General features: G+C 71.4%; 12 protein-coding genes. 5 read left to right on the top strand and 7 right to left on the bottom strand.

Annotated features, from left to right (window positions below; all coding sequences use genetic code 11):
* Positions 1-272: 272 nt before the first annotated feature.
* Both LXM50_RS15735 and LXM50_RS15730 read left to right on the top strand, forming a co-directional pair.
* On the top strand, positions 273-668 hold the full coding sequence (locus tag LXM50_RS15735; RefSeq protein ID WP_233312413.1) for a hypothetical protein: 396 nt from the start codon (positions 273-275) through the stop codon (positions 666-668).
* A 265-nt stretch (positions 669-933) separates the two neighbouring features.
* Complete coding sequence (locus tag LXM50_RS15730) at positions 934-1422, top strand: FBP domain-containing protein (protein WP_233312412.1); 489 nt, start codon at positions 934-936, stop codon at positions 1420-1422.
* A gap of 54 nt (positions 1423-1476) precedes the next feature.
* On the opposite strand, the gene LXM50_RS15725 is transcribed toward LXM50_RS15730, so the two are convergent.
* The 3 genes from LXM50_RS15725 to LXM50_RS15715 all read right to left on the bottom strand — a co-directional run bounded on the left by LXM50_RS15725 (position 1477) and on the right by LXM50_RS15715 (position 4848).
* Positions 1477-1824 carry a hypothetical protein gene (locus LXM50_RS15725; protein WP_233312411.1) on the bottom strand — a complete coding sequence of 116 codons (348 nt, stop codon included), beginning with the start codon at positions 1822-1824 and terminating at the stop codon, positions 1477-1479.
* Between the two features lie 137 nt (positions 1825-1961).
* Positions 1962-3653, bottom strand: coding sequence for an amidase (locus tag LXM50_RS15720; protein WP_233312410.1), 1692 nt, complete (start codon positions 3651-3653; stop codon positions 1962-1964).
* Positions 3654-3819: 166 nt separating this feature from the next.
* Positions 3820-4848: an agmatine/peptidylarginine deiminase gene (locus LXM50_RS15715; RefSeq protein ID WP_233312409.1), complete on the bottom strand. Its 1029-nt coding sequence runs from the start codon at positions 4846-4848 to the stop codon at positions 3820-3822.
* A 69-nt stretch (positions 4849-4917) separates the two neighbouring features.
* On the opposite strand from LXM50_RS15715, the gene LXM50_RS15710 reads away from it, so the two are divergent.
* Positions 4918-5514 carry a TetR/AcrR family transcriptional regulator gene (locus LXM50_RS15710; RefSeq protein ID WP_233312408.1) on the top strand — a complete coding sequence of 199 codons (597 nt, stop codon included), beginning with the start codon at positions 4918-4920 and terminating at the stop codon, positions 5512-5514.
* A 57-nt stretch (positions 5515-5571) separates the two neighbouring features.
* Here the strand turns inward: LXM50_RS15710 and LXM50_RS15705 are convergent, their stop codons facing one another.
* Entirely contained in the window at positions 5572-6168 is a 597-nt protein-coding gene (locus tag LXM50_RS15705) for a cysteine hydrolase family protein (RefSeq protein ID WP_233312407.1), read from the bottom strand.
* Complete coding sequence (locus LXM50_RS15700; RefSeq protein WP_233312406.1) at positions 6165-7625, bottom strand: cytosine permease; 1461 nt, start codon at positions 7623-7625, stop codon at positions 6165-6167. The genes LXM50_RS15705 and LXM50_RS15700 overlap by 4 nt, the downstream gene beginning before the upstream one ends.
* Before the next feature lie 229 nt (positions 7626-7854).
* Here LXM50_RS15700 and LXM50_RS15695 point away from each other — a divergent pair, with 229 nt between their 5' ends.
* Positions 7855-9228, top strand: a complete 1374-nt coding sequence (locus tag LXM50_RS15695; protein WP_233312405.1) for a pyridoxal-dependent decarboxylase — start codon at positions 7855-7857, stop codon at positions 9226-9228.
* Positions 9229-9383: 155 nt separating this feature from the next.
* Here LXM50_RS15695 and LXM50_RS15690 read toward each other — a convergent pair whose 3' ends face one another.
* Positions 9384-10670, bottom strand: a complete 1287-nt coding sequence (locus tag LXM50_RS15690; protein ID WP_233312404.1) for a M18 family aminopeptidase — start codon at positions 10668-10670, stop codon at positions 9384-9386.
* Between the two features lie 394 nt (positions 10671-11064).
* Between LXM50_RS15690 and helR the strand changes: the two genes are divergently transcribed.
* On the top strand, positions 11065-13245 hold the full coding sequence (gene helR / locus LXM50_RS15685; RefSeq protein WP_233312417.1) for an RNA polymerase recycling motor ATPase HelR: 2181 nt from the start codon (positions 11065-11067) through the stop codon (positions 13243-13245).
* Positions 13246-13248: 3 nt separating this feature from the next.
* Here helR and LXM50_RS15680 read toward each other — a convergent pair whose 3' ends face one another.
* Complete coding sequence (locus tag LXM50_RS15680) at positions 13249-14265, bottom strand: DUF5937 family protein (RefSeq protein ID WP_233312403.1); 1017 nt, start codon at positions 14263-14265, stop codon at positions 13249-13251.
* Between the last annotated feature and the right edge of the window lie 41 nt (positions 14266-14306).

Here is a 14306-nt window from a genome sequence, read left to right as displayed (position 1 = left end):
ATTTCTGAGTCTGAACGATTCAAGGCCGCCCCTCGGGGCGGCCTTTTTTCGTGCGTGCGCGGCCCCGCGACCTCCGCCGCTCCGCGGCGGGATTCGCGTGCCCGCTCACGGGGCCGCTGCGCCCGTCATGGTCCGTTTCCGCCGGCCGCGAGCTCTATGGAAGAAGGTCGCGAACGGAGCTCGTCCGGGCATCGACTCGACGGCGACGCGGGGCTACCCTGGGCGTCAGACGGGCCGTTCGCCCGCCTTCCCGGTGGACGAAGGAGCTCGCGATGGACGCGATGATGATGGACTCGATGAAGAGCATGGACATGATGCCCGGCATGGAGATGATGGACATGGCTCTGATGCAGGCGTGCATGGACGCGTGTTCGGCCTGCGAGCAGGCCTGCACGGTGTGCGCGACGCAGATGATGGACTGTTCGCCGTCGTGTATGAACTGTGCAGACATGTGCAACACGATGATGCGCTCGATGATGCGCATGCAGGGGATGACCCCGGCGGTCATGATGTCGATGCTCGACGCCTGCATGGCGATGTGCCAGCTCTGCATGGACATGTGCATGAAGCACGAGGCCCACAGCGAGGTGTGCCGGATGTGCGCGGCGGCGTGCAAGGCGTGCATGGACGCGTGCATGGCGATGCGCGACTCGATGATGGCGGCCTGAGCGGGAGCTGTGTCCCCGGCCGCGCCGGGTGACTTAGGATCGGAACATGCTCGTTGTTCGAGGCGCCCGTCCGGTGCCGAAGGAGGTCACTGGCGCGCTCCGCGCCGGTGACAGAGGCTGACGCCCCTGCCGGTGGTTCTGCTGCCGGCTCGTTCGTCGCGCCTGCGTGAGTTCTCCGCAGGCAATCCTCGGGCTGCGTTCAGCAGCCGTCTTCTCGCGTCCATCCCCTGAGGCGGACGCTTCGATCTCGCACAGAGAGCACGACATGCTTCCCATCGACGAGCGCGCCATCCGCGCGTCCTTCCGCAACGCCTCCCGCAAGGAGGCGTCCTCCATGACCCTGCCGCCGGAGTTCGGCGCGTCCGACTTTCCCCAGCTCGACTTCCTGGGGTGGTCGGATCCGAAGATGCCCCGCCGCGCGTACGTCGTAGCGCACCGCGACGACGGTTCGCCGGTGACGGTGCTGTTGCAGCAGGCCGAGCAGCGCACGAGCGCTCGAGCACAGTGCTCGTGGTGCGAGGACGTCACGCTGCGCAACGACGTGCAGTTCTTCGCCGCGCGCAAGGCCGGTCCCGAAGGGCGCAACGGCAACACGCTCGGCGTGCTGATCTGCGCGAACTTCGGCTGCTCCGCCAACGTGCGGCGCCTGCCGCCGCTGGCCTACGAGGGATACGACCGGGAGGCGGCGCGCGAGCAGCGGATCCTGCGCCTGCAGCAGCACGTGCAGGGCTTCCTCCGAGAGCTCGGCGCCTAGTCGTCGGCCGGGGGCCCTCGTCTGACAGGGCGGAGGCCCCCGACCGGGCGCCGTTCAGGCGCGCGCGACGTTGTAGCGCAGAGCGCCGATCGCGAGCACGTCCCACCGGGTGTGCACGGCGACGGGCTGACCGGGCTCGACCTCGAGAGCCGCGCCGCCGGCGTTCCACAGCGAGAGCGTGTCGCCGTCGAGCGTGGTCACCCGCACGATGCCGGACGCGCGGTCGACGCCGGACACGAGCGCGTCGGTCCAGCCGGCGGCCGTCGCGGAAGCGAGGCGCGCCTGGATGAGGTGCAGCGCGTGGCCCGGGGCGTAGGAGGAGCAGACATCGCCGTGATCGCACATGCACGCCACAGCCCGTCGCGCCAGAACGGGCGAGAGCTGAGTGCGGTGCGTGGTCACGGTGTTCTCCTCACGGGATCGGTCCGACCAGGCTACGGCCGGGCGTGTCGCGGACGGTAACGCCCATGAAATGTGCCGACACACAGAGACGGATCCGCGCGCGATGCGCACGGATCCGCCTGGGTGCTGAACGCGGGTCAGAGCCGCGGGGTCCGCGACGGAGACGTGCGCCGGTCGCCGGTCGCCTCGAAGGCGGCGGCGAGCTGCAGCAGCCGGGTGTCGTCATAGGCGCGGCCCGAGATGGTCAGCCCGACCGGCATCGCGATGTCGGAGAGCGTGCCCATCGGCACCGTCACAGAGGGGATGCCGAGGTGGCGCGGCACGATGTTGCCGTTGGCGACCCAGACGCCGTTGCGCCAGCCCTGGTCGGCGGACGCGGGATTCACGTCCATGTCCGCCGGGCCGATGTCGGCCATGGTCGGGTGGATGACCGCGTCCAGCCCGAGGCTGTCCATCCACTGCTCGAAATCGACCCGGCGCGTCTCCTCGAGCCCGCGCAGGCCGGCTTCCATGAGCGGGATCGCCGTCATGTCGGTGACCGGGTGCGCCCGGAACAGATCGGGCAGCTCGTTGATGTCGTCGTCGAAACCGGTGTAGCGATCGGGGAGGGCACCCGCGGGTGCGGGGAAGATCCTCGCCCCGTCGACCTGCGCCAGCGAGTCGAGTGCCGGGTCGCCGTTCGCGCCGAGGAAGTCGTCCCACCCCCACGCGCACAGCTCGATGACCTCGCTGCGCAGGAACTCGGGCGGCACGATGCCGCGGGTCGCGATGGTCGGCGCGCCGGTGCGATCCCCCTCGTAGTTGGAGACGGCGGGGAAGTCGACCTCGATCACCTCGGCGCCGGCTGCTTCCAGGGCGGCGCGAGCGGCGCGCCACAGCTGCATGATCGACGCGCGGGTCTCGATGCGCTGACCCGTCGGCCCGCCGATCCCGGTGCCGGTGCCTGCCTCGGGATCCGCGTTGATGAACATCCGGGGGACGCCGAACCGCTTGCCGTGCAGATCGGCCGGCTCCAGGGCGACGTACGACTGCGGCCGCACTGCGGATGCCGCCGGCAGCGGCACCCAGGGCTGCGCCCGCCAGAAGTCCCCGCGCGTGGTGTGGTCGTCGGCGACGACCACGTCGAGGACCTCGAGCAGATCGGCGACCGTGCGCGCATGCGGCACGACGATGTCCTGCGTCGGCACGAGCGGCCAGTTGCCGCGCACCGAGATGACGCCGCGGCTGGGGCAGTAGGCGACGAGAGCATTGTGGGATGCCGGCGCCCGACCGCTCGACCACGTCTCCTCGCCCAGGCCGAACGCGCCGAACGACGCCGCCGTCGCGGTGCCCGAGCCGTTCGACGACCCGGATCCGAAAGCGCTCGTCAGCCAGTCCGCGTTGTACGGGCTCTCGGCGCGCCCGTAGACGCCGCGCTGCATGCCTCCGTTGGCCATGGGCGGCATGTTCGTGAGACCGAGGCAGATCGCACCGCCCGCGCGGAGTCGCTCGATCGTGAACGCGTCGCGCTGAGCGACGAGCTCGGCGAAGGCGGGGGATCCGGCCGCCGCCGTCAGCCCGCGCACGAGGTAGCTGTCCTTCGCGGTGTACGGAATGCCGTCGAGCGGGCCGAGCGTCTCGCCTCGGGCGCGCCGGGCGTCGGAGGCCTCTGCCTCGCTGCGCGCCGCGGGGTTGGACACGACGACGGCGTTCAGCGCCGTCGCGGTCTCCGGCCCGTCGTACGCCTCGATGCGGGCGAGGTAGGCGTCGACGAGAGCGACGGCCGTGGTCTCGCCGGACTCGAGGGCTTCGCGGAGACGGGCGATGGGGGTCTCGACGACGTCGAACATGGTGACCTCATTCGGATGGCGGGGCTGTCGTCCGGGCGGTTCCCGAGTGCCCCTTCGGCTCGATGTGCTTGTGCGGTGCGAGTCCTCGAGAGCCGAAGGGGGCTCGACGACCGGGGAGAAGGCGATCCGTCCCGGTCGCGCGGGGCGGCCGGGACGGGCGCCGGACTCAGAGCGTGGGCTGCTGCTGGGTGATGCAGTGGATGCCGCCGCCGCGGTCGAACAGCGGACGGGCGTCGACGGTGACCACGCGGCGACCGGGGTAGGCGTCCGCCAGGATCTCGCGGGCGCGCGCATCCGCGACGTCGTCGCCGAATCCGCAGGCGATGACGCCGTCGTTCGTCACGAGGTGGTTGACGTAGCTCCAGTCGACGAAGCCCTCCTCGTCGCGCAGGGTCGCCGGGGCCGGCAGATCGATGACCTCGAACGAACGCCCTGCGGCGTCGGTCTGAGCGGCCAGGTGCTCCCGCAGCGCGGCCGACACCTCGAAGTCGGGGTGTCCGGGATCCTGCTGCGCATGCAGGAGGATCCTGCCGGGGGAGGTGATCGCCGCGACGATGTCGACATGACCGTTGGTGCCGAAGTCGTCGTAGTCGCGGGTGAGGCCGCGCGGCAGCCACACCGCCTTGGTTGCGCCGATCGTGCGGAGCATCTCAGCCTCCACGCGCTGACGGTCGAGGTAGGGGTTGCGGCGCGGGTCGAGCTGCACCGTCTCGGTGAGCAGTACCGTGCCCTTGCCGTCCACGTGGATGCCGCCGCCCTCGTTCACGAGCGCGGAGCTGACGAGCTCGGCGCCCACTTCGGCCGCGATGATGCGTGCGTGCTGCGCCGCGTCGTGCCAGCGGGCCCACTCCGGGGCACCCCAGCCGTTGAACACCCAGTCCACGGCGCCGAGCACGCCGGGACGCTCGGGGTCGACCACGAACGTGGGGCCGGAATCGCGCATCCAGAACTCGTCGACCGGCGCTTCGAGGATGGTGACGTCGGAGGACAGCATGCGCCGGGCGCGGGTCATCTCCTTGGGATCGACGAGGATCGTGACCGGGGTGAAGGCCGAGACCGCGTGTGCGACGGCGGTCCAGGTCGCGTAGCCCTCCTCGCGCAGGGCGTCGGTGTCGCCGAGGGTCTCGCCCTCGGCGGGGAAGGCCATCCAGACACGGTCGTGTCGGGCGGTCTCGCTGGGCATCAGCCAGGGCATCGGTGCTCCTCGGATCGGGTTCATCACGCTTATTGAACAAGCGGCCAACTAGCGATACGGTATAGCCCCATGAGCACCTCGTCAACCCCCAACCCGAAGAGGATGCCGCCGGCGCAGCGGGAGAGGGCGATCCTCGACGCCGCCATCGCACTCGCGCGGCAGGGTGGGATCGCGCCGCTGACGGTGCGCACGGTCGCCGCAGCTGCGGGCGTGACGCCGGCGCTCGTCACGCACTACCGGCCCAGCATGGACGCCTTCGTCGCCGACGTGTTCGGCGCGATCGTCGGTGCGGAGCGCGAAGAGGTCGTCGCCGATGGCCGCACGGGGGCCACCCTCCGCGACCGGATCACGCGCATCGTGGAGACCCTGCTCGACGGCGATCGCGACGACGTCACACTGGTGTGGGTGCAGGCCTGGGCGGCCGGCGCGGGCAATGATGTGCTCGCCGCGCGGGTGCGGCTGGAGATGGATCACTGGCAGCAGGACCTCGAGGCGATCGTGGCCGAGGGTGTCGCGGCCGGGGAGGTCAGTGCGGCTCGGGCGGACGGCGCGGCATGGCTGCTGCTTGCGACCGTGGACGGGATGAACGCCCACTCGCTGGTGAAGTGGGCCCCGGAGGACCGGGGCGCGCTCGCGCGGCGCACGGTCGCTGCCGTCCTCGGCTGACGAACCGGATCCGATCGGTCTGTCGTCTCGCACCTGGACAGGCGTTACGCGGTCCGGTCAGCGGGCGTCGTTCAGGATCGCGAGCGCCGCCTCCGTGTCGGCCACGGTCAGCTGCGGCGGATAGAGCCCCATGACCGTGAGGGCGGCGGCATGGTTCTCCGGCGTCGACGCCGCGCAGGCGTCGGCGGCGATCGTGACGCGCGCGCCCGCATCGGCCGCAGCGAGCGCGGTCGAGATCACGCAGCAGTCCGTCGAGACGCCCGCGAGCACGACGGAGGCGGATCCGATGATCCGTTCGAGCCCGGGCCCCCACTTGCCGAACGTGGGCAGATCAAGGGTCGGATGCGCAGAGAGGATCCGCGCTTCCGGCACGAGGTCGTACAGCGGATCGTCGGCGGCCTTGTCCGCGAACGGCCAGGCCGCGAAGTAGTCGCCCCACGACGTGCGCCGATCCGCGGTGGGCAGCCAGCGCGTCACGAGGACCCTGCCCTCCGCGGCTTCGGCGAGGCGGCGGATGTTCGCGAACGCGGCGGGGAACATCGGGGATCCCCAGGCCGAGTCCGGCGCGGCGAAGATGTTCTGCGGATCGATCACGACCAGCCAGGGGGCCTTCGACGAGCTCAGAGTCGGGCCGATTCCAGGCTGGTCCGTCACGCCTGCTCCTGGCGGCGGATCCTGGCGGCGCGGGCGAACCAGGTCACGACGAAGCCCAGCACGAGCGCGAAGAACACTCCGAGATTCGCGTAGGCCCACTCTCCGTCCTTGCCGCCGATGAGGCCGAGGAAGTAGCCCTGCCAGTTGTTCCACGGAGCGGCCTCGGCGAAGGTGTTGATCACGAAGCCCCAGCCGATCACCGACGCGACGACGAGCGTGCCGATCGAGACCCCGTCCCAGGCGCCGTAGCGTCCGCGGGAGTCGAACAGCGCCGCCTCGTCATAGTCCTTCTTCCTGCGCAGGATGTCGGCGATCAGGATCCCCGCCCACGCCGCCATCGGGACGCCCAGCGTGATGAGGAACGACTGGAACGGGCCGATGAAATTCTGCGCGAAGAACACCACCACGATCGTGCCGATCGTGAGGATCACGCCGTCGACGGCCGCGGCCGCAGGTCGGGGGATCCGGATGCCCAGGCTCAGAAGCGTGAGGCCGGAGGAGTAGATGCCGAGCACCGCGCCGGAGACGAGGGTGAGGATCGCGACGATGAGGAACGGGAAGAGCGCCCACGTCGGGAGCAGGGTCGCGAGCGCGCCGATCGGGTCGGCGGCGACCGCGGCGCTGAGCTTGTCGTTCGAGCCCGCCAGTAGCAGGCCGAAGAACACCAGCACGATGGGGGCGACGGATCCGCCGATCGTGTTCCACGTGACGATCTGCGCATCGGAGGCGGTGCGCTTCTGATAGCGCGACCAGTCGGCGGCGATGTTGATCCAGCCGAGTCCGAAGCCCGTCATCACCATGACCAGCGCGCCGATCGTCTGAGCGAGCGTGCCGTCGGGGTGCGCGAACGCCTTGCTCCAGTCGATGCTGCCCACCGTCAGGATCAGGAACAGGATCGTGAACGCCCCGGTCAGCCAGGTGAGCACCGACTGCAGCTTCATGATCGTGTGATAGCCGAGCACGGAGGCACCGACGATGAGCGCCGCGACCAGCACGGTCGCGATGAGGTGCACGGCGACGTCGCCGTCGGCGCCGACCCAGCCGAGCTCATGCAGCACGGTCGTGGTCGCGAGCACGGCGGTGATCGTGAGCGAGGTCTCCCAGCCGATCGAGGTCAGCCACGAGACGATGCCGGGGATCTTCTGCCCCTGCACGCCGAACGCCGCCCGGGACAGCACCATGGTCGGCGCGGATCCGCGCTTGCCGGCGATCGCGATGAGTCCGCACAGTGCGAACGACACGACGATGCCGATGATCGCGACGAGAGTGGCCTGCCAGAGCGAGATCCCGAACCCGAGCAGGAAGGAGCCGTAGGACATGCCGAACACCGACACGTTCGCGGCGAACCACGGCCAGAACAGGTCGCGGGGGCGCGCCGTGCGCTCCGACTCGGGGACGATCTCGATGCCACGCCGCTCGATGAGGGCGGCGGATCCGGGCTGGGAATCGGCGGACATGGCTTCATCCTGGCAGGGGTCGCGATCCTGTGGGCGCTCCCGCGGGAATTCGGTGCCCTCGGGCCGCGCTTCTGCGGCCGATCCGCGCTCGGATCCGCGTCATCGCAGGCATGTCGGGCCCGATGACGGGGCGGCGGCGACGCGGTACGATATCGCCGACCCGTTGATCCGGCGCGGCATTCTGCTCGTCGCCGGGCGCTCGTAGGCTTCCGGGTCGGAAGGATCCTCCATGGACGCCGCGCGCATGCATGCCGCCTCGCCCGAATCCGCCGCGATCGTCGACGCCGTGCTCGACTACTCGCGCCGCCGGATGCTCGCCACCGATGTGCCCCTCGACAAGCCCCAGCCCGAGGCGGAGCTGCGCCGCCTGGTCGGCACCACCATCACGGACAAGGGGCTCGGCGGGCAGCGTGCGCTGAGCGTGTTCGAGCACATCCTCGCACCGGCCTGCCTGACCACGAGCCACCCCAACTACCTCTCCTTCATCCCCAACGCCCCGACCGTCGCGGCGATGGCGTTCGACCTGGTCGTCTCCGCCTCCGGGCTCTACGGCGGCAGCTGGCTCGAGGGCGCGGGCGCCGTGCACGCGGAGAACGAGGTGCTGTCGTTCCTGGCCGCCGAGTTCGGGCTGCCCGCCACGGCCGGCGGCGTGTTCGTGCAGGGCGGCACGATCGGCAATCTCTCGGCGCTCGCCGCGGCGCGCGACAAGGCCGGACGGCGCCTCGACGCCGCGGGCACGCCACGGCCCGCGCGGTGGAAGCTCGTGTGCAGCCTGGAGGCGCACTCGTCCAACAAGTCGGCCGCGAAGATCATGGACGTCGACGTGATCGCCGTCCCCGCCGGAGCCGACGGCAAGCTGCACGCCGACGAGGTGCGCGCGGCGCTGGAGGAGCACGGCGAGGCCGTGTTCGCCGTCGTCGCGACCGCCGGATCCACCAACTTCGGCATCCTCGACGACATCGCCGGCATCGCCGCGCTCAAGGACGAGTTCGACTTCTGGCTGCACATCGACGGGGCCTACGGGCTCACCGCGATGCTCGCGCCCGAGGCGCGGGCGTGGTTCGCGGGCGTCGAACGGTCCGACTCGCTCGTGGTGGATCCGCACAAGTGGCTGTACGCCCCGTTCGACTGCTGCGCGCTGCTGTACCGCGACCCGGCAGACGGCCGTCTGGCGCACACCCAGCACGCCGAGTACCTGGACACGCTCACCGACACCGATGAGTTCAGCCCCTCGGACTACTCGATCCAGCTCACCCGTCGTCCGCGCGGGCTGCCGCTGTGGTTCTCCCTGGCGACCTACGGCGTGGACGCGTATCGCACCGCCGTCTCCGAGACGCTCGCGCTCACGCGCCGCATCGCGGACGAGATCTCCTCGCGTCCCGAGCTGCGCCTGGTGCGCGACCCCGAGCTCTCGGTGGTCGTGTTCGAGCGCGAGGGCTGGGAGCGCGCCGACTACGACCGCTGGTCGGACGAGCTGCTGCAGTCGCAGCGCGCGCTCGTCGTGCCGAGTTCGCACGCCGGACGGGTCAACACGCGCTTCGCGATCCTGAACCCGCTCACGACGTTCGAGGATCTCGTCGGGATCCTGGACACGATGCGCTGATCCCGTTCCGGGACGTCTTCCCGGGGTCGTTGAGCGACGACGCCGGAGGCGACGGAGACGAAACGCGGTCACCGACGAGTGCGCCGCGTTTCGTCTCGCTCCTTGCTGCGCTCGGGGCTCGCTCAACGACCCCGGGGCGGTGCCGGGCGGCTGACTCAGCCCGCGAAGAACGCCTTCGCGACGGCGGTGAGATCGTGCAGGTCGCTCACGCCCGCGAGCTCGCGGGCGGAGTGCATCGACAGGATCGGGATCCCGACATCGACCGTGCGGATCCCGAGCCGGGTCGCTGTGATCGGGCCGATCGTGGATCCGCAGGGCACGTCGTTGTTCGAGACGAACTCCTGCGTGACCACGCCCGCGGCATCGCACCAGCGGTGCCACGCCGCCGCGCCCACCGCGTCCGTGGCGTAGCGCTGGTTGGCGTTGATCTTGAGGATCGGCCCGGATCCGAGCACGGGCTGCACGACCGGGTCGTGCTTGCCGGCGTAGTTGGGGTGCACCGAGTGGCCGACGTCGCTGGACAGGCACCACGACGCGGCGTAGGCGCGGTGCACGTCGACCGCATCGGCACCGAGTCCGGCGTAGACGCGCTCCAGCACGTCCTCCAGGATCGGGCCGGCGGCGCCCGAGCGTGAGCCGGATCCGAGCTCCTCGTGGTCGAACGCGGCGAGCACCGCGATCGCCTGCGGGTCGCCGTGGGCCGCGATCTCGCCGAGTGCGACCACGCCCGCGTGGACCGAGGCGAGGTCGTCCAGGCGGCCGCTCGCGAAGAACGCGTCGTCCTTGCCGAACACGGCGCCGCGCGCACTGTCGGCGACGACCGCGTCGAAGCCGCGGATCTCGAGCGGATCCACTCCTGCCGCGTCGGCGAGCTCGGCCAGGATGTCCGCCTCCTCCGGGTCGCCCAGTCCCCAGACGGGCTGGGTCTCGGTCTGCTTGTCGAGCGCGAGTCCGTTGTTGACGCCGCGGTCGAGGTGGATCGCGAGCTGCGGCAGGCGCAGCAGCGGTCCGGTCGCGGCGAGCACGACCCGCCCGTCGGCGAGTGCGAGCCGTCCGGCCAGGCGCAGCTCCCGGTCGAGCCAGGAGTTCAGCAGCGGCCCGCCGTACACCTCGACGGCCGCCTGCAGCCAGCCGCGGGATCCGGTGGTCGGTCGCGGCTTGAGCTTGAAGCCGGGGGAGTCGGTGTGCGCGCCGAGCACGTGCACCGGCGTGGTGGTCGTCGCGCCGGCGGGCACGACCCAGGCGATGGCCGCGCCGTCGCGCACGATCACGAAGCGGCCGCCGGCCTGTGCCGGCCAGGCCTCGGTCTCGTCGAGGCGGGTGAAGCCCTGCTCCTCCAGGCGCCGGGCGACCTCCTCCGCCGCGTGGTAACTGGACGGTGAGGCGGCGACGAAGTCGGCCAGGTCCTCGACATGCGTGCGGGCGGAGGCGGCGTGGGACATGCGGATCCTTCCGGGGCGGGTGCGCGACCGCCGAGGCGGCGCAGAGCACCTTCGATCGTAGTTGCGCGGCCTGTGCCCGCGGCGGACGGGTGCGCAGGCTCAGATCGCGATCTCTGTTGGTGCAGGCGCGGATTCTGCGTCGAAAGTGCGACCTGAGCGGAGGGAGTGCGACCTGAGCGCGCGGGGCGGACGACGAAGGGAGCGGATCCGTGCGGACCGCTCCCTGCATCTCCAGGATACCGGAGGAGGTGGGGCTTGCGGCAAGGCCCCCCTGCCGGGGCAGACTATGTGGTTTCGCCCAGGAATCGGAGGATCCGTGCGCCCTGAATCCACCCCTGAAACCACTCCCGCTGCCACCCCGCCGACGACCTTCTCGACGGCTGCCTGGTCGCCGATGGTCTTCGCCCTTCCGGCCGCCCTCGCCCGCAAGGCGCATCAGGCACTCATCGCCGCCGACGACGCCCACCTCATCGCGATCGGCGACCGCCTCGCCGAGGAGATCGCCGCCCTCGAGGCGCGGCTCGTCCGGCTGCGCGCCGCACCCGCCAGGCTCGGGCAGGAGGCGCTGGACCGCGACCTCGAGATCCACCGCTCGAGCTCCCGCCTGCAGCTGCTGCGCCGCTTCGGGGTCGACCTGTGCCTCGGGCGGATGGCCGTCGCACCGGGCGGCCCTCACGGCGACGGACCCGCACCCGACGCCGCCGCCCCCGAACTCGTATACATCGGGCGCATCGGGTTGTCCGACGCCGAGGGGCGGCGCCTGCTCGTGGACTGGCGCGCCCCCGCGGCGGAGCCGTTCTTCGCAGCTACCCATGCGGATCCGCAGGGCCTGGTCAGCCGCCGTCGGTACCGCTGGGCCTCGCGCCGCATCACCGACTACTGGGACGAGGTGTTCGACCCGGAGGGGCTCGAGGGTGCTGCCGCGCTGGACGATCAGTCCGCCTTCATCGCGAGCCTCGGCGCCTCCCGCTCGCCGCGGATGCGCGATGTGCTGAGCACGATCCAGGCCGACCAGGACGCGATCATCCGGGCGTCGTCGCGCGCCCCTCTCGTCGTGGACGGCGGCCCCGGCACGGGGAAGACGGTCGTGGCCCTGCACCGCGCCGCCTACCTGATGCATGCCGAGCAGCGGCTCAGCCACGGCGGGATCCTGTTCGTCGGGCCGCACCAGCCCTACCTCGCGTACATCGAGGACGTGCTGCCGAGCCTCGGGGAGGACAGCGTGCGCGTGTGCACGCTGTCGGATCTGGCGCCCGAGGGCCGGGCTGGCGATCGCATGCCGGAGGAAGGGGATCCGCTCGCCAGGACGCTGAAGTCGGGCGCGGGGCTGCTCGCCGCGGTCACCGCGGCGGTCCGCTACCACGAGCATGCCCCGAGCGAGCAGCTGCTCGTGGAGACGCCGTGGCGCGACGTGATCGTGCAGCCGGCGGCGTGGACAGAGGCGTTCGACGCTCCGGAGCCCGGCACGCCGCACAACGACGCCAGGGATGTCGTGTGGGAGGCGCTGATCGGTGCTCTCGTGGAGGACAACGCCGACGACGACGTGCCTCCGCACCAGCTCGATCGCGCCCTGCGTCGCAGCGATCCGCTGCAGCGCGCGTTCGTGGCGGCCTGGCCGGTCCTGGATCCGGCCGGGATCGTCGCCGACCTCTGGTCGACCCCGGCGTACCTGCGGATCTGCGCTCCGTGGCTCGCCGAGGACGAGCGCGCGGCGCTACGGCGCGACGACCCGAGGGCGTGGACCCGGCAGGATCTGCCGCTGCTCGACGCGGCCCGTGCGCTCACCGGGGATCCGCAAGGCGCGCGGCGACGGCGGCGGCGGGAGGTCGTGACGGCCGAGGAACGGGAGCAGCGCGAGCGCGTGCTGGATGAACTGCTCGCCGCGGACGACGACAAGGAGAGCGCGATCACCGGGTTCTTCTTCGGCGAGGACAGCGCGGGCGTGCGTGCGATGCTGCAGGACGAGGCCGCCCTGCCGCGGCTCGACTCCGATGCGCTCGCGGGGCCGTTCGCGCACGTGATCGTCGACGAGGCGCAGGAACTCAGCGATGCGGAATGGGCGATGCTGCTGCGCCGGGTCCCGTCGCAGAGCCTCACGATCGTGGGCGACCGCGCCCAGGCCCGGCACGGGTTCCGCGAGTCGTGGACCGAGCGTCTCGAGCGGGTGGGCCTGCGTCGCATCGAGCACGCGTCGCTGCGCATCAACTACCGCACTCCGGAGGAGGTCATGGCCGCGGCCGAGCCCGTGATCCGCGCTGCGCTGCCGGACGCGAACGTGCCGGTATCGGTGCGGGAGAGCGGGATCCCGGTGCGGTACGCGGCGCTCGCCGAGCGCGACGGCGTGCTCGCCGACTGGTTCGCCGCGCACGAGGAGGGCATCGCCTGCGTGATCGGCGACGAGAGACCGTTCCCGGACGCGCGGGTGCGGTTCCGCACACCGACCACGGCGAAGGGGCTCGAGTTCGACCTGGTCGTGCTCGTGGATCCGGAGTCGTTCGGCGACGGCATCGAGGGAGCGGTCGATCGCTACGTCGCGATGACCCGCGCGACCCAGGAGCTCGTCGTGCTCAGCTGAGGATCAGAGCGCGGCGCCGACCAGCGCCTCGCCGAGCGGGGTGCGCAGGTGCAGCATGCGTGCGCCGTCGCGCGTGCTCACGACCAGGCCCGCATCGCGCAGCACCGTGAGGTGGTGGGAGGCGGTGGACGCGGCGATCCCCGCCTCCTCCGCCACGCGGGTCGTGGTGCGCGGCACATGCGCGGTGAGGAGGATCCCGGCGCGCACCGGGCCGACGAGCGCCTCCAGCGCCCGAACGAGATCGTCGGAGTCCTGCGCCCAGCCGGCGGTCACCCCACGGGCAGGGTAGAACAGCGTCGGCTGAGCAGGCGGTTCGGTGATCACCATGCAGCCCCACGACGACATCACCGAGGGCACCAGCACGAGACCGCTCCCGCGGCAGTCGACGTCCTCGCTGTGCCGGCGCAGCCGCACCCGCACGGATCCGTCGCCCCAGCTCACCCACGGGTGGATGCCCGACGCCATCGCTGCCAGCCCCTCGGTCGCGACGCTGCGCGAGCGCACGGCCACATCGGCACGCAGGATCCGCTCGAGTTGAGGCCAGACCGGGGCCATGGCGCTCTCCCACACCTCGCCCCATGCGTCGGCGATGACCGCGCGCGCCCGCGCCGGATGCTCCTGCATGCGCCGCAGCGCCTCCTGGCGCCGGCCCGAGGAGCGGACGACCATCTTGCCGAGGTCCACGCGCATGCCCGGGAGCGGCGCCTCGCGGAGTGCCGCGAGCTCGTCATCCGGCGTGAGCTCCCAGCGGGCGGTCGCGGTGAGGAAGTCGGGCATGTAGCCGTCGGCGCCGATCACGTGCGCGAGCACCCCGAACGCCTCGCGCGGCAGCCGGCCACGCGCATCCTTCAGCCATCCCCACGCGAGCGGGTACTGCTCGGGCCGCAGCAGCACGCGCACGGCGTGCGCGAGCTCGTGACCGGGCGAGATCCCGAACCGCACGGCCTGGATGTCGCCAGGGCTGAGGCGGAAGTCGACGCGGTGGTGCTCCCACTCCACGCCTTCCATGTTTCGAGCCACATCGAAACTCTACGGGCCCGACGAGGCTGCCGCGAGAGTGG

It is taken from the genome of Microbacterium sp. Au-Mic1 (assembly GCF_021341785.1).
Classification (GTDB): domain Bacteria; phylum Actinomycetota; class Actinomycetes; order Actinomycetales; family Microbacteriaceae; genus Microbacterium.
Note: the sequence above shows the minus strand (reverse complement) of the source record. Positions and strands in the feature narration are given on the sequence as shown.

Coding starts and splice junctions, on each gene's coding strand:
- helR (WP_233312417.1), top strand. CDS start 11,065: ATGGTCTTCGCCCTTCCGGCCGCCCTCGCCCGCAAGGCGCATCAGGCA.
- LXM50_RS15710 (WP_233312408.1), top strand. CDS start 4,918: ATGAGCACCTCGTCAACCCCCAACCCGAAGAGGATGCCGCCGGCGCAG.
- LXM50_RS15720 (WP_233312410.1), bottom strand. CDS start 3,653: ATGTTCGACGTCGTCGAGACCCCCATCGCCCGTCTCCGCGAAGCCCTC.
- LXM50_RS15695 (WP_233312405.1), top strand. CDS start 7,855: ATGGACGCCGCGCGCATGCATGCCGCCTCGCCCGAATCCGCCGCGATC.
- LXM50_RS15730 (WP_233312412.1), top strand. CDS start 934: ATGCTTCCCATCGACGAGCGCGCCATCCGCGCGTCCTTCCGCAACGCC.
- LXM50_RS15700 (WP_233312406.1), bottom strand. CDS start 7,625: ATGTCCGCCGATTCCCAGCCCGGATCCGCCGCCCTCATCGAGCGGCGT.
- LXM50_RS15690 (WP_233312404.1), bottom strand. CDS start 10,670: ATGTCCCACGCCGCCTCCGCCCGCACGCATGTCGAGGACCTGGCCGAC.
- LXM50_RS15715 (WP_233312409.1), bottom strand. CDS start 4,848: ATGCCCTGGCTGATGCCCAGCGAGACCGCCCGACACGACCGTGTCTGG.
- LXM50_RS15735 (WP_233312413.1), top strand. CDS start 273: ATGGACGCGATGATGATGGACTCGATGAAGAGCATGGACATGATGCCC.